The following is an 18148-nucleotide window of genomic DNA, read 5'->3' on the forward strand; positions in this document are numbered from 1 at the left end:
GAGGAGGAGAACACCATGACGACGCTCGAACTCGACATCGACGGCATGACCTGCGCGTCGTGCGCGAACCGGATCGAACGCAAGCTCAACAAGCTCGACGGCATCAGCGCCACGGTCAACTACGCCACCGAGAAGGCGGCGGTGGAGATGCCCGACGGCTACGACCCTGACCGGCTGATCAGCGAGGTTCGCAGCGCCGGCTATTCGGCGACACTGCCGGCACCGAAGACGACGGCCCCGGAGGACTCCGGCGAGGCGATGCCCGCGGACGCCGAACTGGCCTCCCTGCGCCGGCGGGTGATCGTCTCGACCGTGCTCACCGTGCCGGTGATCGCCATGGCGATGATCCCCGCGCTGCAATTCGAGTACTGGCAGTGGCTGTCGCTGACGCTCGCCGCCCCGGTGGTGGTCTGGGGAGCCTGGCCGTTCCACCGGGCCACGTGGATCAATCTGCGGCACGGCGCGGCGACCATGGACACGCTCATCACGATGGGCACCGGCGCGGCCTTCCTCTGGTCGCTGTACGCGCTGTTCTTCGGTACCGCGGGCACCCCCGGGATGACGCACCCGTTCGAGTTCACCGTCGCGCCGTCGGACGGCGCCGGAAACATCTATCTGGAAGCCGCGGCGGGCGTCACGACGTTCCTGCTGCTCGGACGCTATTTCGAGAAGAAGTCCAAGCGGCGGGCCGGGGCGGCGCTACGGGCATTGCTGGAACTCGGCGCGAAAGACGTCGCGGTGCTGCGCGACGGCGCCGAGGTGCGGATCCCGATCGATGAGCTGCGCGCCGGCGACGAGTTCGTGGTCCGGCCGGGGGAGAAGATCGCCACCGACGGCGAGGTGGCCGACGGCCGGTCGGCGATCGATCAGTCGATGCTGACCGGCGAATCGGTCCCGGTCGAGGTGGGCCCCGGCGACCCGGTCACCGGGGCGACGGTCAATCAGAGCGGGCGCCTGGTGGTGCGCGCGACCCGCGTCGGCGCCGACACCCAGCTCGCGCAGATGGCGAAGATGGTCGAGGACGCGCAGACCGGGAAGGCCGACGTCCAGCGCCTGGCCGACCGGATCTCCGGGGTCTTCGTGCCGATCGTGATCGCTCTCGCGGTGATCACCCTGGGCGCCTGGCTCGGTGCCGGGTTCCCGGCCGCCGCCGCGTTCACCGCGGCCGTCTCCGTGCTGGTGATCGCCTGCCCGTGCGCGCTCGGACTGGCGACGCCGACGGCGCTGCTGGTCGGGACCGGCCGGGGCGCCCAGCTGGGAATCCTGATCAAGGGTCCCGAGGTGCTCGAATCGACCCACCGCATCGACACCGTCGTGCTCGACAAGACCGGCACCGTGACGACCGGCGCGATGACCCTGGTCGACGCCGTCGCCGAGCCTGGCGTGAACCGCGATGACCTGCTGCGGATCGCCGGGGCGCTGGAGGGCGCGTCCGAGCATCCGATCGCGCAGGCGATCGCGGCGGGCGCGGCCGGGAAGACCGGTGCGCTGCCCGCCGTGGCGGACTTCGCCAATGTGGAGGGCCTGGGTGTGCGCGGCATCGTCGACGGGCACGACGTGGTGGTCGGCCGGGAGCGGCTGCTGGCCGAGCGGGGCCTGTCGCTGAGTCCGGCGATCGCCGCGGCCAAGGCGGAGTTCGAGGCCCAGGGCAAGACGGTGGTCGCCGCCGGGTGGGACGGACGGCCGGGCGGCATCCTGGTGGTCGCCGACACCGTGAAGCCGACGAGCGCCGAGGCGATCGCCGGACTGCGCGGGCTCGGACTGGAACCGATCCTGCTGACCGGCGACAACGAAGCCGTCGCCCGGCAGATCGCCGCCGAGGTCGGCATCGAGCGGGTGATCGCCGAGGTGCTGCCCCGCGACAAGGTGGACGTGATCGCGGGCCTGCAGGCCGACGGCAAAGTGGTCGCGATGGTCGGCGACGGTGTGAACGACGCCCCCGCGCTGGCCCAGGCCGACCTCGGTCTCGCGATGGGCACCGGAACCGATGTGGCGATCGAGGCGTCGGACATCACTCTGGTGCGCGGTGACCTGCGTGGCGCGGTCGACGCGATCAGGCTGTCGCGCCGGACGCTGCGGACCATCAAGGGCAATCTGTTCTGGGCGTTCGCGTACAACGTCGCCGCGATCCCGATCGCCGCGTTCGGCATGCTCAACCCGATGCTGGCCGGTGCCGCGATGGCGTTCTCCAGCGTGTTCGTGGTCGGTAACAGTTTGCGGCTGCGCGGCTTCCGCGGCGTGGAAGAATCGGCGTCATGACCGACGCCGCCGAGCAGAGCGCCCACCCGGAGAGCCATCACGGCTACATCTCCGAAAAGGCCGCGTACATCAACCGGATGAAGCGCATCGAGGGTCAGGCCCGCGGCATCACCCGGATGATCGAGGAAGAGCAGTACTGCATCGACATCCTCACCCAGATCAGCGCGGTGACCCGGGCCCTGCAGGGGGTGGCCACCGGCCTGCTGTCCGATCACCTCGGCCACTGCGTGCTGGACGCCGCCAAGCTCGGCGACGCGGCCGCCCAGGAGAAGCTGAAAGAGGCCAACGAGGCGATCGCCCGGCTCGTCCGGTCCTGAACCGGACGAGCCGCGGCTCCCGGGTGGCGGATCAGTCGTTGTCGGCGGCCTTCTCGAAGAATTTGAGTGCCTGGAGGCCGTGGGTGAGTCCGCCACCGGCGCGCAGCGCCGTCGCGATCATGACGGTCTCGGCGACCTCCTTCTCGGTGGCTCCGGCCTGCTGCGCGGCCTTGCTGTGCGCCTCGATGCAGTACGGGCACTGGGTGGTCAGCGCGACCGCGATCGCGATGAGCTCGCGGTACTTCGGTGGAATGGCGTTGTCCTTGCCGCGCAGGGCCGCCTCATCGAAGGCGAGGAAGCTGGCGAAGGACTCGGGGCTGTGGGCCCCGAGCTTCTTGATATGCGACCAGTCCTCGGGGTTGTGGTAGTGGGACATGACTTCCTTCCGCGGGTAGACGACGGTCCGATCATCGTCCGGCGCCGGGCGCGGTGCGGCGGACGTGTCCGCGGAGAATGTCCAGATCTAGGACGGTTCCGGCTCACCGCCGACGCACGCTGCCGGGGTGAAACGCACCGATCGCGCGGCGGGCGTCTCGTCGTCGGCGAGGGCCGGCGACGACCAGTCGAGGGACGCGGTGCCGGTCAGGTGCAGCCGCGACCCGGCGCCGTCGACGACGAGCAGCGCGGCGGCCGGGTCGACGGCGATGTTGCCGAGACTGTTGAACACGTTGTTTCCCGGGTAGTCGGGCCACCAGAGGCCGTCGCCGTCGGCCCGGAGGAAGCCGGGGTCGCCGCCGCGGTGCGAGGTGTCCAGGCCGCCGGTCGGGTGCGTGGTGCCGAGGATGAACGTGCCCGCGCCGGTGACGACGTCCCGCTGGCGTCCGTCGAGGGCGGCGGACCGGGTGTACCGCAGCGGCGCATCGGCCGGGCCGGGTTCGGCGAGCTCGCGATGGATGTACTTCGGGCAGTTGCCGTACGCCTGGGCGACGGCGATTCGCAGGCCGTCACCGGAGTTCACGAGCGTGCCGTTGACGCGGAGTCGCCGGCGCGCGGCGAAATCGATGAGCAGGACCCCGATCGGCTGTCCGGCCGCGAGGGCGTGCAGCGGGTCGCCCGGGAGCGGTGCGGCGCCGACCGCGAGTACCGAATCCTCGGCCCGGCAGAAGCCCGGATCACCGACGACGACCGTCGTCCACAGGGTGCCCGCGTCGTCGCGTGCGGTGAGGAAGACCGAGGTCCGCGCCGCGGCGAACCGCGTCATGCCGGGGCTGAACGCGTCCTGCTCCAGCATCCGCGCGAGGCGGGCGGCCTCCGCCGTCAGCCCCGCGCGCCGCTGAACGTCGAGTTCGCCGTCGTGGAAGACGGCCGCCCGCTCAGTCGAAGAAGCCACAGGAGGGTGTCGCACCGGCGACGGCATCGGCGGTCGGCACCCCGTCCGGAGCGCAGACCTCCAGCCGCAGGCCGTCGGGATCGAGGAAGAAGAAGCCGCCGGACGAGAACGCGTCACTGTGCGGAATGATCTCGCCGTCGTACAGCAGTTCGGCACCCGCGTCCTGCACGCGGGCCCGCAGCCGCTCGACCTCGTCGACCGAATCGACGTGCAGGGCCAGATGGTGCAGACCCGGATTCCCGGTCGAGAAGCGGCCGTCGCTCTGCTCCCAGAGCGTGATCGCGAGCTTGTCGAGGAAGACCTCGGAGGCGACGTTCGGGTCGCCGAGGAAGGCGAACTTCTGGCCGTCCTCGTCGGACCGGCCGAGCACCTCGAAGCCGAGGACGCCGGTGTAGAAGGCGATCGAACGATCGAGATCGGTGACATTGAGGCCGATGTGGCCGGTGTGCAGTGGCATGATGGCTCCTGAGATCGGGCGGGCGACTAACCGTCTTAACAACGTATAGCGGGTTAGGAATGGATCGACAGGGGAATCCGGAATTCGTCTTTCTCGCGGGTGACCCGGCGCTGGACCTGGTGAACACAGTGATGGTGATCGGCGGCGCGCCGGCCGACCTGCTCGACGGCCCCGGCGCACTCGCCGCATGGGTGGGCGCGTCCGGACTCGCGGCCCGATTCGGCACTCCGGTGGAGATCAGCCCGGCGGTGTACGCACAGGTGATCGGGCTGCGGACGGCGGTGAAGGCGGTCGTCGGCGCGGTGGCGGCCGGCGATCCGGTGCCGAACGCCGAACTGGACGTGCTGAACGACGCGCTGGTGGCTGCGCCGGGCACGCGGCTGCGGCGGGCATCCGGCGGCGCCCTGACCCGCGAGACGGTGATCGACCTGTCCCGGGATACGCGGTGGCTTCCGTGGCTCCTGGCCGACGCCGCGGCGGCGCTGCTCACCGGTGACGCGGCCGGCCGGATCCGGCGCTGCGCCAATCACGTCACCTGCGTGCTGATGTTCGTCGACACCTCGCGGAGCCGGAGCCGCCGCTGGTGCAGCATGGAACTCTGCGGCAACCGGAGCAAGGTGGCCGCGCACGCCGCCCGGTCGCGTGATCGGGTGGCGCAGACGTAAGCGAGGGGCGGGGAGGCTCAGCCCTCACCGATCAGCGTCTTCTTGGTGACCTTCCCCATCGCGTTGCGGGGGAGCGACGGCACCATCCGGATCTCCCGCGGACGCTTGTGGACCGACAGCGTGGCGGCGACGAAATCGGACAGCACCTGCTCGCCGACCGGATCGCCGACCACGAAGGCGACGATGCGTTGCCCGAGATCGGCGTCGGGCAGTCCGACCACGGCCACCTCGGCGACCGCCGGATGTGCGAGGAGCGCATGTTCCACCTCGCCCGCGCCGATCCGGAACCCGCCGGACTTGATCATGTCGACCGAGGTGCGGCCGGCGATGCGATGGAAGCCGCCGGGGTCGATCGCGGCCATGTCGCCGGTGTTGAACCAGCCGTCGGCGGCGAACTCGGCCGCGGTCTTGGCGGGGTTGTTCAGATACCCGTCGAACAGGGTGTCGCCGCGGATCTGGAGATGGCCCAGGGCGTCGCCGTCGTGCGTCGCGGGCGCACCGGCGTCGTCGACCAGCCGCGTCTGCACGCCGCGGATCGGGAGGCCGACCCAACCCGGGCGGCGTTCGCCGTCGGCCCGGGTGCTGATGGTGATGAGGGTTTCGCTCATGCCGTAGCGCTCGACCGGCGGGTGACCGGTCAGGTCGCGCAGGCGCTCGAAGACGGGGACCGGAAGCGGGGCGCTGCCCGAGACGAGCAGCCGGGCGCCGGCGAGCGCTCGGGCACCGGCCTCGTCGGCCGTGATTCGGGACCAGACGGTCGGCACGCCGAAGTAGAGGGTGCCGCGGGCCCGCGCGTAACCCTCGGGAGTCGGCCGCACGGTGTGCACCAGGGGCGAGCCGTGCCGCAGCGCGCCGAACACGCCGAGGACCAGGCCGTGGACGTGGAACAGTGGGAGCCCGTGCACGAGCGTGTCGTCGGCGGTCCACTGCCACGCCTCGCCGAGTCCGTCCAGCCCGGCGGCGACGGCCGACCGGGACAGGACGACACCCTTCGGCGCGCCCGTGGTGCCGGAGGTGTACATGATCAGCGCCGTCGATCCGGGATCGGGTTCGGGCCACGACGCGTCGGAGCGGGCCGCCGGGTCGACCGGCACCGCGGGGATCGCCTCACCGTCGGCGGGCCGGCCGAGGAGCAGCTCCGCGCCGGAATCGGTGAGGATGTGATGACGCTCGGCCGGACCGGAATCCGGCGGCAGGGGGACCGCGGGGACTCCGGCGGCGAGGCAGCCGGTGAATGCGATGACGGTGTCCAGTGACGGTGTGGCATCGACGGCGACGGCCGCTGCTCCGCGGACCCGATCCGCCACCGCCGCGGCGGCACCGGCGAGCTCGGCGCGCGTGAGCGTGTCGTCGCCGACGGTCACCGCGGGGGTGCCGTCGGCGGTCGCCAGTGCGGTGAGCAAGGGAGCGGGTGCGCTGCGGTTCATCGTTGCCTCGTTCCGTGCGGGCCGGCGGACGGGGAAGCCGCCGACGCTGACGAACATTCTGCCCGCTCGCCTACGGGGTGTACTTGATCCAGTCGACGGTGACGGTCGCATCGTTCGCGGTGTCACCGTCGACCGGACCGGGCCAGTCACCGCCGACGGCGAGGTTCAGGATCATGAAGACGGGCTTGTCGAACACCCACTTCTGATCGGCGCTCAGTGACGACTTGGTGATCGTGTGGAACGGTGCGCCGTCGAAGAGGAAGCTGATCTTCGACGAGGTCTTGGTGACGCCGTAGGTGTGAAACTGCGACGGATCGATGTTCTTGACGTCGGATCCGTTCTGGTACCGGCCGGCGAGCGGCGCAAAGATGCCGCCGAGCGCACTCAGGTCCAGCGAGCCGGTGCTCAGGCCGCCGGTCGACGTCGGACCGTGGATCCCCACGTGCACGAAGTCGCTGCCGGTGATGTGCTCGGCGATGTCGACCTCGCCGCTCTGCGGAAAGCCCGCGCTGTAGATGTCGGTACCGAGCAGCCAGAATCCGGTGTGCAGGCCCTTGCCCATCGGCATCTTCATCCGCGCCGTCAGCGTGCCGTAGGTGAAGGTGAACTTGTCGAATGTGTTCAGCCGCGCTGACGTCCAGTTCCCGCCGTCGTTCCGCGCTTGGATCAGCAGGTTGCCCTGGCCGTCGAGGCGGGAGTTCTGGCGGGAGTTGGTGTAGGTCTGCTTCTCGTTGTTGCCCCAGCCGCCGCCACCGGTCTCGTAGTTCCAGGTGGCGCAGTTCGGGGCGGCCCCGGCGGCACCGTTGAAGTCCTCGGTGAACGCGGTGTCGGCGTGTGCCGACCCGGCACTGAGGGACAGCGCCGTGGCGACGAGCCCGGTGACAAGGAGACCATGCGGCGCCGACTTCAGAGAGATTTGCATAGGGTAGACTTACCACACTATTCGTGGCGTATGAGAAGTCGATTGATCCAGCCGGCCGGCGGCCGCACCCGACCTCCGGAGAGTCGGAGCCCCGGGTGTCGTGCGGAAGTTGCCCGCAGCCGAAAAGGGACCGCCCCACGTAACGTCACAGTGACGAAATGTAAGGGAGTGGGCCCGGAGGGCCGAGGGTGTGGGTATGCATCGCGGTGTTCGCGGTGTTGCCGTTCTGTCTGATTCCTACGTTCCGGAACAAGACGATCAGCGCGGAAGGGACATTTGTCCGCACGGTTCTCGTCGCGCTCGTCGAAGGTGGCCTGGTGGTGATCCTGGTCGGCCTGCTCATCGTGACGATGCCGGCTGTGCCGAGATTCGCCAGCTGAGCGCTTGGGCCTTGAGGGCGGTGATCACACGGAATACTGGTAACCACTCGTATCACTTTGTCTCGAGTCCAAACCAGCTGAGGCAGGCTCCGAAACCTGCCCTCAGGACGAAAGGGCAGGGACCGGTTTCGTGTAGCCGTCATCGCTGGCAGTTGGTTTGGGCGGGGCGCTGACCGATCGGCGGTGTCCCACGGCGGTGAGGATCACGCCACCGACGATCCACCCGGCGAGTACCAGCCACGATGACGTCGTGTCGGCCTGGGGGAAGTACGACAGTTCACGGACCAGCGTCGCCGATGCACCGGGTGGGAACCACTGTCCGATTTCGCCCCATGCTCCGGGGAGGAACTGTGACGGCAACGCGCTTCCCGAGATGGGGTTGGCGAACAGCATCATCACGACCGGGCCGATTGCAGTACCAGCGCGGCCGATCAGCGCAACGCAGCCGATCATCGGTGCGGCGATAGCGGCGATGGCCACGGCGAAGGCGCCGACGTTGAGTAAGTAGTTGCCCTGGATCGACCCGAACCAGAGTTGCAGGATGCTGGCGAGGACGATTCCGCCGACGATGGCGTACGTCGTCACTGCGAGGATGCGTCGCCTCGCTCCGACGATGACAGTCGAGATGAGGACGCCGCCGATGATGCCGCCGAAGAGCATCGGGAAGAACGCCGAGTTCAGCAGCGCGCCATTGGGGTCTTCGTCGGAGAACGGTGCAACGTCGGTGAGGGTCACTGTGGGTTCACCGCCCGGTGGGACCCCAGACTGTTGAGCGAGCGCCGACTCCAATGGGGTCGCCAGTTGCGCGACAACCTCATTGACCGCACCATTGGCCGATGCGGTGAGCACCTCGGGCTGCGCACCGAGGACGATCCCGCCCATGTAGTCGCGAGATTCGATGCCGGCCACCACGGCGTCTCGATCATCGACGACGGTGACGTCGTAGATCTCACCACTCGAGGACAGTTGTTGCTCGACGGTTGATACCGCTTGTTGGGGTCCGGTGACGGCGATGGAGATTCCTTGCGGGTCGGCCGTGAGCGCCGGCCATGAGAATGCCAGGACGATGATCGCGATGATTGCGGTCATTCCGGCCGCGATCGAGAGGGTGCGTCTGACTGAGGTGTCGGGTGGGGCCTCAGGCGCCGGACTGGGGAGGGGATCGGGATGGTGGGACATGGGTTGACTCCTGCACGAGTGGGTGGAGGCGGAGCTAACCTGGGTGGTCGTCGCCTGACCGAGGGTTGAGCGTGGTTTCGTACGCGTGCGGTCACGCGACCTGCGTGGCGGAGGTCATCAGCATCTGTTTGCCGACCGTGGTGGGATCGTCGAGCATGCGCAGGATCGCGGCCGCGACGTCGGCTCGTTTCGTCCGCGGGGCACGGGGCATCTGGTAGCCGGTAGATGCATCAACGATGAGCGGGTTCGGTGTCCCTGGGCCGTCGGCCAGTGGTCCGGGATGCACGGTGGTCCAGTCCAGGCCGCTGTCGACGAGCTGGTCCTCGCCGGTCTTGTGATCTCGGAAGTTTCCGGCCAGGAACGTGCGGCAACCGAGACGGTATGGGTAGCGGGTGTTTGCGAATGTGTCTCCGACGCCGAGTGCAGACATCACGATAATCCGTTGCACACCAGCACTCTCTGCTGCGTCGATGACGGTAGGCACGGCGATCTGCATCAAGGGTTTGCTGGACTCGGTAACCTTCGGGCCCAAGGTGAGCACTACTGCGTCACATCCCCGGAGGGCTTCGGTCAGTGTGGCGGCGTCGTCGAGTTGCCCACCGACGACGGTCAGATTCGATTGTGTGTCCATCGCGTCCGGCCGGCGCACGTAGGCGACCACCTCGTGTCCGGCGGCGAGGGCTTGGGTGACGAACTCGCTTCCGGTTCGGCCTGTTGCGCCTAGTACTGCGATTCGCATAACGATCTCCTTTTCCTGTTGTCCGAGGTCATCGGACTGATGTCTCTGGCTGCGCAAACTGGGACCGACGATGATCGGCCTCACCGGCGAGGATTGTCGCCCGCACGTGGCACCACGTGAATTGGTGACCGCGACATTGCTTGCACTTTGACTATTATAGTGCAAGACTTGCACTTGTGTCGAACAGTGCAATGACGAGCAACCGCGAACAGACCGCTACGCGCATTACGCAGTGCGCCCTGGATCTGGCCGAGGAGCGTGGTCTCGACGGCTTCACAATGGATGACCTCGCCAAGTGCGCGGGCGTATCCCGACGGACGTTGTTCAACTACGTTGAAGGAAAGATGGACGCCGTTCTAGGGGCTCCGACCGCCCCAGATCCGGAGCGGCTCAAAGAATTTCGCGCCGGGGGGCCGACCGGACGAATGTCGACCGACATCAAGGGCGTGATCACCGCACTGCTCGACAGCAAGAACTTCAAACCGGACGAACTCGACCGACTCCACCGGCTGATCGCCTCAGACGCCCGCCTTCACAAGGCATTGCACGACAAGTTCGCGCGTTTCGCCGACTTCCTGGCGGTGGCCCTACAGGAGAGGGGCAATGGGCAGCTCAGTGAGCTCCAGGCGCGGGCAGCGGCAACCGCAACACTGTCGCTGTTTGACATCTCACTCAAGGCGTTCGTCGACGATCCGACTACCAGCCTTGCTGACCACTTTGTCGCGGCATTCGACGGTGCCGCCGCAATTTTCGCGTGATTGCACCGAACCTCAGGAGACCTGCAGATGACCAATCCGTCGCCCATGTCTGCCGACAAACTCGACCGCAGCGTCATAGTCACCGGCCTCGTCATCGTGGCGGGCATGATCATGGTGGTCCTCGACACCACGATCGTGAACGTCGCCCTGGACTCATTGAGTCAAGAACTCGATGCGACGCTGTCGACCACGCAATGGGTGGTCACCGGCTACCTCCTTGCCGTCGCCCTGGTCATACCGATCACCGGATGGGCGATGGACCGCTTCGGGCCGAAGGCAACTTGGATCGCCGCCGTCACGATGTTTACGATCGGCTCGGCTCTGTGTGCCACGGCGTGGTCGATCGAGGCACTGATCGTCTTCCGGATCATTCAGGGTCTCGGCGGCGGCATGCTGCTACCAGGCGGCCAGGCCATCATCGCCAAAGCTGCCGGCCCCCAACGCCTCGGACGTGCCATGAGCATCATCGGCGTCCCCATGCTCCTGGGTCCGGTATTCGGGCCGGTGATCGGCGGCGCTCTCATCGAGTACACCAGTTGGCACTGGATCTTCCTGGTCAACGTTCCGGTCGGCATTCTCGCTGTCGCACTCGCCGTTTGGAAACTGCCGTCCGGCGGCTCCCTCGACGATGCCGGACGGCTCGACTACCGCGGCCTCGCTCTACTGTCCGGGAGCCTGGTGTGCCTGCTCTACGGACTGTCCCTGGCCAGTTCCCGAGGAGGATTCGGAGACTGGACGGTGTGGGCATGGCTCGCCGGCGGCGCGGCCGGTCTTGCTCTCTACACCTGGCACAGTCTGTCCAAGGGTCCGTCATCCATCATTGACGTCCGCCTACTCAAGGACCGCCTCTTCGCGAGCGGGACGATCGCGGTTTTCCTCGTCGCGATCGGGATGTTCGGCGGCATGCTGCTCCTGCCGCTGTACTACCAGACCGCACGTGGGGAGGGGGCGCTCGCCGCAGGTCTGCTACTTGCACCCCAAGGCCTGGGCGCGATCGTCGCGATGGTGATCGGCGGCCGGCTCACCGACCGAATCGGTGCCGGATGGGTTGTGCCCGTGGGCGTAACACTGGCGTTGATCGGTACCTTGCCATTCACCCAGGTGGCCGCCGACACCTCCTACGTGTGGCTGAGCGTGGCACTGTTCGTGCGCGGAATGGGTCTCGGCGCGGTGATGATGCCGACGATCGCTGCGGCCTATACCAACCTCCCTGAGCACGTGGTGTCACGGGCGGCGCCGACCTTGTCGGCCATTCAGCAGGTCGGCGCATCGTTGGGCAGCGCACTGCTCGTGACAGCACTGACCCAGCGTTTCACCCACAACCTCACCGATCACGGCATCGCGCCGTCGGGCGGTGGCACCGACCAGATCAGTTCCGTGCCACCCGAGGCGATGTCGACCGTCAGCCCTCTGCTGTCCGACGCGTTCGGGTTCGCGTTCTGGGTGGCGTTCGCGCTGACCGCCGTCATCTTCATTCCCGCAATGTTTCTTCCGAGACACGGAAAGGCGCGGGGCCAGTCGGCGCCCGCGGCTCCCGGTCTGTAGCGACCACGCATCTGACAGCGATCTTCGAAAGGCATCACCATGTCACTGGCTCTATACCGCTTGGGCCGCTTCGCTTTCCGAAACAAGTGGTGGTTCGTCGCCACCTGGTTGGCGGCATTGGTCGCACTAGGTGCTCTCATGGGCGCCATTCAGCCCAAGTTCTCCAGTAGCTTCGAACTGCCCGGAACCGACTCGGATCGGGCCATGACGATTCTGCGGGAAGACTTTCCGGCAGCCAACGAGCAGCAGAGCAAGGCATCGACAAGCATCCTGGTCGCTGCCGACGACGGACTGGCCAATCACACCCAACAGATCGATGCACTGGTCGAGCAGGCCCGAACACTACCCAGGGTGATCGATCCCGAGTCGATCGCGAACCCGGTCACAGTGGCGCAAGCTCGACCCGAGATGGCAGCCACCGTCCTCGGCGACGACGGCAAGGTCGGCCTGATCCAGGTCCGCCAGAACATCCCTGCCGATGATCTGACCGCCGACGACAAGGATCAGTTCGAAGCGCTACTTGCCGAGCACCGCGGTGACGGCCTCGTTGTTGAGGGCACGGGCTCGCTGATGCAAGTGATGGAAGCCGGCGGTGCCGCCGAATTGCTCGGATTCGCAGTCGCATTCGTGGTGATGATCGTCGCGTTCGGCGCTCTGGTTGCGGCATTCATACCGATCTTGACTGCCATCGTCGGTGTCGGCATCAGCATTCTGCTGCTCACACTGAGCGCGGCCGTATTCGACATCCAATCCAGTGCTACAGCGATCATCACCATGCTCGGTATCGCCGTGTCGATCGACTACGCCTTGTTCATCGTGTCGCGGTACCGAACCGAACTCAACCAAGGTAATGATCGAGAACTCGCGGTGGGCAGAGCGGTTGGCACGGCTGGGTCGGCGGTGATGTTCGCCGGGCTCACCGTGATGATCGCTGTGGCCGCTCTGTCGATCGTCGGCATCCCCTTCGTCACACAGATGGGTCTCGCCGCCGCGGTGGCTATCCTGATAGCGGTCCTCGGCGCCATCACGTTGATACCCGCCTTGCTCGGGGTGTTCGGCCGCTTCGCCTTCACTCCTCGGATCCCCGGCATTCGGCACGGCGATGAAACCGACGACCAGCCGTCCAACGGCCTGCGCGTGGCCCGCGTCATCACCCGCCACCCATGGCCGACAGCTGTGGCCGGCCTGGCGCTGCTCGCTATCGCCGCGATACCGATGTCCAATCTGCAACTCGGCCTGGACACCACCACCAACAGCGAATACGCCGCCACCCAACTACTCAAACGCGGCTTCGGTGAAGGTATCAATGGTCCGCTCCTCGTGACCGTCAGCGACGCCGACGGCGGAGACATCGCACCGGCGGCCGACACTGTGGTCGCCCAGATAGCCACATTCGCCGACGTGGCCAACCCCAACCAGATTCAGTGGATCGGCAACGGCCCCAATCCCGCTCAAAACCAGGAAGGTGCCACCGCGGCACTGATCACCGTCACTCCCGAGCAGTCGCCCAGTGGTGAGGCCACCCATCATCTGATGGAACAGATCCGAGGCATCGGATCGTCGGCGCCCGGCGGCGCGGAGATTCATGTGGGCGGCCAGACCGCCATCATGTCCGACATCTCCTCGAAACTGAGTTCGTCGCTCATACCGTTCCTGGTCCTGGTCGTCGGACTGGCGTTCATCATTCTGATGATCGTGTTCCGCTCGATACTCGTGCCGCTGATCGCAACACTGGGGTTCTTGTTCTCGGTGTGCGCCACGTTCGGGGCGGCCGTGTTCATTTTCCAGGAGGGCCACTTCGGCCTCATCGAGCATCCCGGCCCCCTCAACTCGTTCATTCCGATCTTCCTGGTCGGTGTCGTCTTCGGGTTGGCGATGGACTATCAAGTTTTCCTCGTGACGCGGATGCGCGAAGAGTACGTGCACGGCAGGTCCCCGAAAGACTCGATCATCATCGGCTACCAGCACGGCGCGCGAGTGGTTACCTCGGCAGCGGTCGTCATGATCTCGGTGTTCGTCGCATTCATGCTCGCACCCGACACCTTCGCAAGAATGATGGGCTTCTCACTGGCCGCAGCAGTCTTCTTCGACGCCTTCATCATTCGCATGATCGTCGTACCAGCGGTGATCACGCTGCTCGGCGAACGGGCATGGAAGCTGCCGTCATGGCTCGACCGGATCCTGCCGAACGTCGACGTGGAAGGCACCGCCATCCGCAAGCTGGCCCAACCTGCGAACGATGCTGAGGCAGTTGCGGTATCGGCGAGCGGTCAACCCTGATGGTGCAGCTCGCCATCGCCGCGGTTGTCCTCGGACTGGTTCACTACCTGCTTCATCGTCGGCTCGTCCGGGCCACCGGGGTGCATGGCCGATCGGCACTCACCATCGACGTCGTCCTCGGACTGGGTTGGGTGATGGCACTCGTCGCCGTCGGGGTGGGGACCGTGATACCGCCCGCCGGAATCCGACCGGTCGGGTTCGTCGGGATGACGTGGTTGGCGGCCGTCTTCTACCTGCTGCTGGGTCTGGCGGCGATCGGTATCGGCCTCGCAGCGCTGCGCCTTGCCGGCCGTGCGTGGGGGAGGCCGACTCCGGCTGGGCGCCGACGCTTCCTTCAGATCGTCACAGCGGGCATGGATCTCAATGCGGGTGCGCAAGGATGGGCCAGCTGGTGGATGCGGGGCGACTCTTCTGCTTGGTGGCGTGCCTGGCGGTCGCTAGTTGTACTGACCCGGAACGTTAGGTACAGAGTTCGGCGAGTCGACGTGACATAGGGAAGACCTCCGAGTGAGGTGTGGAGCTGTCTAAGAACCGCTCCTCAACCCGGAGGTCTTCATGTCCCACCGTAATTCACCGCTGTCCCCGACTGGCCGGTTGCGTCTGGCTCGGTGTGTTGTGGACGACCGGTGGCCACTGCGCCGCGCAGCTGACCGGTTCAACGTGTCAGTCACCACGGCCAAGCGATGGGCGGATCGCTACCGCGACCACGGGCCGGCCGGAATGGGTGATCGGTCCAGCCGGCCCCGATCGTGTCCGCATCGCACCAGCCGGCGCCGGGAACGCCGGGTCGTCGGGTTACGCGTCTCCCGCCGCTGGGGGCCAGCCCGGATCGGATACCACCTGGGGTTGAACGTCTCCACGGTGCACCGCATCCTCACCCGCTACGGCTGCCTACGACTGTCGTGGATCGACCCGGCAACCGGGGCGCCGGTACGTGCCCGCAGACGCGAGATTCGCCGGTACGAACACCAAGCGCCCGGAGACTTGATCCACGTCGACATCAAAAAGCTCGGCAGAATCCCCGACGGCGGTGGACATCGCGTACACGGCCGCGCCCAGGGCACCCGCAACTCCAGTGCCCACCGCGAGCCTGGACGAACCCGCAAAGTTGCTGGCCGCCCCAACCTGGGGTACGCGTATCTGCATCACGCCGTCGACGACCACTCCCGCTACGCCTACTCCGAGATCCTCGCTGATGAGAAGAAGGAAACCGCGACCGCGTTCATGACTCGGGCGTTGGCGCACTTCGCCTCGATCGGTGTCACCACCGCGCGAGTGATGACCGACAACGGGTCGTGTTACCGGTCCCGCATATTTCGGGACTTGTTGCACGACAACAAGATCAAGCACAAGTGGACCAGACCGTACCGGCCGCAAACCAACGGCAAGGTCGAACGATTCAACCGGACCCTGCAGGAGGAATGGGCCTACGCCCGTCCCTACCTCAGTGAAACCGAACGCGTCGCGGCCTTCCCCGAGTTCCTTCGCATCTACAATCACGAACGCGGCCACACCGCACTCCGAGGCAACTCACCCGCCGACCGCGTACCCAACCTGTCGGGTCAGTACAGCTAGTCGGCCTGAAAGAATCTGGTGATGAGGTCTGCTGTGGCGCCCCAGTCTCCGTGACGAAGAAAATGACTCAAGTCGACCTTTACGAAGACCGCTTCTGCGGCGAAATAGGTTGTGTCGCCGACAGTACCGTTGGCTTCGATGAAGAGCGCGCGGTCGGTTTCGTCGACGAGGGAGGCGGTGATGTGCACGGGGGTGTGCAGTGGGACCGGGCGTCGATACTCCACGGTGAGGGTTCGGGTGACTGCGGGTGTCTCGGCGATCCACAGGGTGAAACCCATGATGTCATCGCATGCCGCTGAGATGGCTCCGCCGTGGGCGAGTCCCGGGGCTCCTGAGTGGCGCTCGTCGAATTGCAGGTCGGCGTAGACGTGGTCGCCGTGCAGGTGTACCTCGAGGTGCAGGCCATTGGGGTTGTCTTCGCCGCATCCCATGCACCATGGTGCGTGTGCTGGTAGTGGTTTGTCGCCCCTCATAAGTGACCTTTCTGAGCCTTCAATCGGTACCGCCACTGGCAGTTTCGCTCTGTTACCGACGGTATTGTTGTGCAGTCAGGGGTTCGTGATTTTGGCTATATAGGGAGTGGCCAGGTGGAAACCATCGATTCCGACGATGTTGACCCGAGGCGGGTTCGGTCGCGTCAGCGTTTGTTGGATGCTGCGGTGACCTTGCTGAACAGTGGCGGGGTCGAAGCCGTTACCGTGGAGGCGGTCACTCGACTGTCTCGTGTTGCTCGCACCACCTTGTATCGTCACTTCGAGAGCTCCACAGATCTGGTGGCGGCTGCCTTCGAGCGATTGTTGCCTCAGGCCGAGACCCCCGAGACGACGACGTCGATCCGTGATGACCTGCTGAAGCTGATGCAGCGGCAGGCTGAGCTTATTGAGCAGGCACCGCTGCAGTTGACGACGCTGGCATGGTTGGCAATGCTTCCCGAGCAGCCCCGGCAATCCGGGCAATCCGACGGGGATCAGAACGCGCTCGCGCCACTGCGTCGTCGAGTCGTCGAGCAGTATCGAGAACCATTCGATCGAGTTTTGACGAGTGACGTGGCCACGGCGGAGCTCGGCGACCTCGATTTGACCATGGCAGTCACTCAACTGGCGGGCCCCCTTGTCTTTGCCAAGCTCACGGGCATTCGGTCGATGACCGTTGGCGATCTCGAACAGCTTGTCGACGATTTCCTCATGGCCCACCGGCGACACCAAACCTCCTGACCTCCTCCCCCATCTATGGTACTGCTAGTGCCGCGTGTCTTTAGTTAGTTTTCGGTTGGGCTTTCTTCAGGATGTCGTCGGCGGTCTTGGTCCAGACGAAGGGGTGTTTGCGGTCGTTCCAGCCGCTGATGAATGCCCGGATCTTCGCGTTGAGGTCTTTGACTGAGGTGAATACGCCACGGCGGATCGCTTGCCGGTCGATGATGCCGAACCAGACCTCGACGAGGTTGAGCCAGGATCCGGAGGTCGGGGTGAAGTGCACGTGCATGTTCGGGTGCTGGACGAGCCAGTCGCGGACTTCGGCCTTCTTGTGGGTGGCGTAGTTGTCCATCACCAGGTGCAGTTCCTGGCCGGGGTAGGTGCGGTCGATCTGTCGCAGGAACGACAGGAACTCCTGGTGACGATGCCGTGGCTTGACTGCGCCGGTCACTTGGCCGGTCGCGATGTCCAGGGCGGCGAACAACGTGGTCGTGCCGTGCCGCTTGTAGTCATGAGTGCGGCGTTCGATCTGCCCGGGCCGTATCGGCAGCATCGGCGCGGTCCGGTCCAGGGCCTGGATCTGCGACTTCTCGTCGACGCACAGCACGATCGCGTTCTCCGGCGGTTCCAGATACAGGCCGACGACGTCGGTGACCTTCCCGGCCAGCTCCGGGTCGGTGGAGAACTTGAAGGTTCCCGACCGCCACGGCTGCACACCGTACTCGCGCCACGCGCGTGCGATCGTGGCGTTCCCGACCCCGAGATGGGCGGCGAGCAACCGTGAGGACCAGTGCGTGACCCCGTACTTCTTCGGAGGCGGCATCAACGTGGCCGACACGATGTCGGCGTGATCGATATGCCGGGGCCGGCCGGGCCGATCAGCATCGAGCAAGCCGGCCATCCCGTCGTGCAGGTACCGGTACCGCCACTTGCGGACCGTCGGGATCGACACCCCGACGACGTCGCTGATATGCGAGTTCGCCCACCCCTCAGCGGCCAGCGCCACGATCCGCGCCCGCCTCACCACGCCAGCCGGCGTCGAGGTCGATCGCAGCAACCGATCAAGCTCAACATCATCGCCCTCACGCAATTCCAGTGCCGGGGCCGGAGAATTCGCCATAA

At 66.3% G+C, this 18148-nt stretch carries 19 protein-coding genes; 9 read left to right on the top strand and 10 right to left on the bottom strand.

The genetic code is table 11. The annotated features are described in order from the left end of the window. Nucleotides 1-15 precede the first annotated feature (15 nt). Both MYK68_RS09695 and MYK68_RS09700 read left to right on the top strand, forming a co-directional pair. Complete coding sequence (locus MYK68_RS09695; RefSeq protein ID WP_247867786.1) at nucleotides 16-2259, top strand: heavy metal translocating P-type ATPase; 2244 nt, start codon at nucleotides 16-18, stop codon at nucleotides 2257-2259. After that, the gene (locus tag MYK68_RS09700) at nucleotides 2256-2576 is read left to right on the top strand and encodes a metal-sensitive transcriptional regulator (RefSeq protein WP_283255293.1); all 321 of its coding nucleotides are present in this window, start codon (nucleotides 2256-2258) and stop codon (nucleotides 2574-2576) included. Before MYK68_RS09695 ends, MYK68_RS09700 begins: the two co-directional genes overlap by 4 nt. Before the next feature lie 31 nt (nucleotides 2577-2607). Here MYK68_RS09700 and MYK68_RS09705 read toward each other — a convergent pair whose 3' ends face one another. The 3 genes from MYK68_RS09705 to MYK68_RS09715 form a co-directional block, all read right to left on the bottom strand. After that, the gene (locus MYK68_RS09705; protein ID WP_247867787.1) at nucleotides 2608-2952 is read right to left on the bottom strand and encodes a carboxymuconolactone decarboxylase family protein; all 345 of its coding nucleotides are present in this window, start codon (nucleotides 2950-2952) and stop codon (nucleotides 2608-2610) included. An 87-nt stretch (nucleotides 2953-3039) separates the two neighbouring features. Then, on the bottom strand, nucleotides 3040-3906 hold the full coding sequence (locus MYK68_RS09710; protein WP_247867788.1) for a pyridoxamine 5'-phosphate oxidase family protein: 867 nt from the start codon (nucleotides 3904-3906) through the stop codon (nucleotides 3040-3042). Then, nucleotides 3890-4363: a VOC family protein gene (locus MYK68_RS09715; protein ID WP_247867789.1), complete on the bottom strand. Its 474-nt coding sequence runs from the start codon at nucleotides 4361-4363 to the stop codon at nucleotides 3890-3892. Before MYK68_RS09715 ends, MYK68_RS09710 begins: the two co-directional genes overlap by 17 nt. 59 nt (nucleotides 4364-4422) lie before the next feature. On the opposite strand from MYK68_RS09715, the gene MYK68_RS09720 reads away from it, so the two are divergent. Next, nucleotides 4423-5028: a CGNR zinc finger domain-containing protein gene (locus MYK68_RS09720; RefSeq protein WP_247867790.1), complete on the top strand. Its 606-nt coding sequence runs from the start codon at nucleotides 4423-4425 to the stop codon at nucleotides 5026-5028. A 17-nt stretch (nucleotides 5029-5045) separates the two neighbouring features. Here MYK68_RS09720 and MYK68_RS09725 read toward each other — a convergent pair whose 3' ends face one another. Together MYK68_RS09725 and MYK68_RS09730 are read right to left on the bottom strand one after the other, a co-directional pair. Continuing rightward, a complete protein-coding gene (locus MYK68_RS09725; RefSeq protein ID WP_247867791.1) occupies nucleotides 5046-6455 on the bottom strand; it encodes an acyl-CoA synthetase in 1410 nt (469 codons plus the stop codon). A 70-nt stretch (nucleotides 6456-6525) separates the two neighbouring features. Continuing rightward, entirely contained in the window at nucleotides 6526-7377 is an 852-nt protein-coding gene (locus MYK68_RS09730; protein ID WP_247867792.1) for a glycoside hydrolase family 16 protein, read from the bottom strand. Nucleotides 7378-7565: 188 nt separating this feature from the next. Here MYK68_RS09730 and MYK68_RS09735 point away from each other — a divergent pair, with 188 nt between their 5' ends. Then, nucleotides 7566-7757: a hypothetical protein gene (locus MYK68_RS09735; RefSeq protein WP_247867793.1), complete on the top strand. Its 192-nt coding sequence runs from the start codon at nucleotides 7566-7568 to the stop codon at nucleotides 7755-7757. 102 nt (nucleotides 7758-7859) lie between these two features. Here MYK68_RS09735 and MYK68_RS09740 read toward each other — a convergent pair whose 3' ends face one another. Continuing rightward, nucleotides 7860-8846 carry a hypothetical protein gene (locus tag MYK68_RS09740; protein WP_247867794.1) on the bottom strand — a complete coding sequence of 329 codons (987 nt, stop codon included), beginning with the start codon at nucleotides 8844-8846 and terminating at the stop codon, nucleotides 7860-7862. Between the two features lie 181 nt (nucleotides 8847-9027). After that, on the bottom strand, nucleotides 9028-9675 hold the full coding sequence (locus tag MYK68_RS09745; protein ID WP_247867795.1) for an NAD(P)-dependent oxidoreductase: 648 nt from the start codon (nucleotides 9673-9675) through the stop codon (nucleotides 9028-9030). A 191-nt stretch (nucleotides 9676-9866) separates the two neighbouring features. Here MYK68_RS09745 and MYK68_RS09750 point away from each other — a divergent pair, with 191 nt between their 5' ends. The 3 genes from MYK68_RS09750 to MYK68_RS09760 are packed head-to-tail and all read left to right on the top strand — an operon-like array spanning nucleotide 9867 to nucleotide 14258. After that, the gene (locus MYK68_RS09750) at nucleotides 9867-10433 is read left to right on the top strand and encodes a TetR/AcrR family transcriptional regulator (RefSeq protein ID WP_247867796.1); all 567 of its coding nucleotides are present in this window, start codon (nucleotides 9867-9869) and stop codon (nucleotides 10431-10433) included. Between the two features lie 27 nt (nucleotides 10434-10460). Next, nucleotides 10461-11978 carry an MDR family MFS transporter gene (locus MYK68_RS09755; RefSeq protein WP_247867797.1) on the top strand — a complete coding sequence of 506 codons (1518 nt, stop codon included), beginning with the start codon at nucleotides 10461-10463 and terminating at the stop codon, nucleotides 11976-11978. 39 nt (nucleotides 11979-12017) lie between these two features. Then, on the top strand, nucleotides 12018-14258 hold the full coding sequence (locus MYK68_RS09760; RefSeq protein ID WP_247867798.1) for an MMPL family transporter: 2241 nt from the start codon (nucleotides 12018-12020) through the stop codon (nucleotides 14256-14258). On the opposite strand, the gene MYK68_RS09765 is transcribed toward MYK68_RS09760, so the two are convergent. Next, entirely contained in the window at nucleotides 14249-14635 is a 387-nt protein-coding gene (locus MYK68_RS09765) for a hypothetical protein (RefSeq protein WP_247867799.1), read from the bottom strand. The genes MYK68_RS09760 and MYK68_RS09765 overlap by 10 nt on opposite strands. Nucleotides 14636-14813: 178 nt before the next feature. On the opposite strand from MYK68_RS09765, the gene MYK68_RS09770 reads away from it, so the two are divergent. After that, nucleotides 14814-15833 (top strand): IS481 family transposase, encoded by a 1020-nt coding sequence (locus MYK68_RS09770; RefSeq protein ID WP_168699674.1) that lies wholly within the window; start codon nucleotides 14814-14816, stop codon nucleotides 15831-15833. Here the strand turns inward: MYK68_RS09770 and MYK68_RS09775 are convergent. Beyond that, nucleotides 15830-16306, bottom strand: a complete 477-nt coding sequence (locus MYK68_RS09775) for a PaaI family thioesterase (RefSeq protein ID WP_006896186.1) — start codon at nucleotides 16304-16306, stop codon at nucleotides 15830-15832. The two genes, MYK68_RS09770 and MYK68_RS09775, sit on opposite strands and share 4 nt — an antisense overlap. A gap of 114 nt (nucleotides 16307-16420) precedes the next feature. Between MYK68_RS09775 and MYK68_RS09780 the strand changes: the two genes are divergently transcribed. After that, nucleotides 16421-17047 (top strand): TetR/AcrR family transcriptional regulator, encoded by a 627-nt coding sequence (locus MYK68_RS09780; protein ID WP_006896187.1) that lies wholly within the window; start codon nucleotides 16421-16423, stop codon nucleotides 17045-17047. A 40-nt stretch (nucleotides 17048-17087) separates the two neighbouring features. Here the strand turns inward: MYK68_RS09780 and MYK68_RS09785 are convergent, their stop codons facing one another. After that, nucleotides 17088-18146, bottom strand: coding sequence for an IS630 family transposase (locus MYK68_RS09785; protein WP_247864479.1), 1059 nt, complete (start codon nucleotides 18144-18146; stop codon nucleotides 17088-17090). Between the last annotated feature and the right edge of the window lie 2 nt (nucleotides 18147-18148).

Origin of the sequence: Gordonia sp. PP30 (assembly GCF_023100845.1) — a bacterium.
Taxonomy (GTDB): domain Bacteria; phylum Actinomycetota; class Actinomycetes; order Mycobacteriales; family Mycobacteriaceae; genus Gordonia.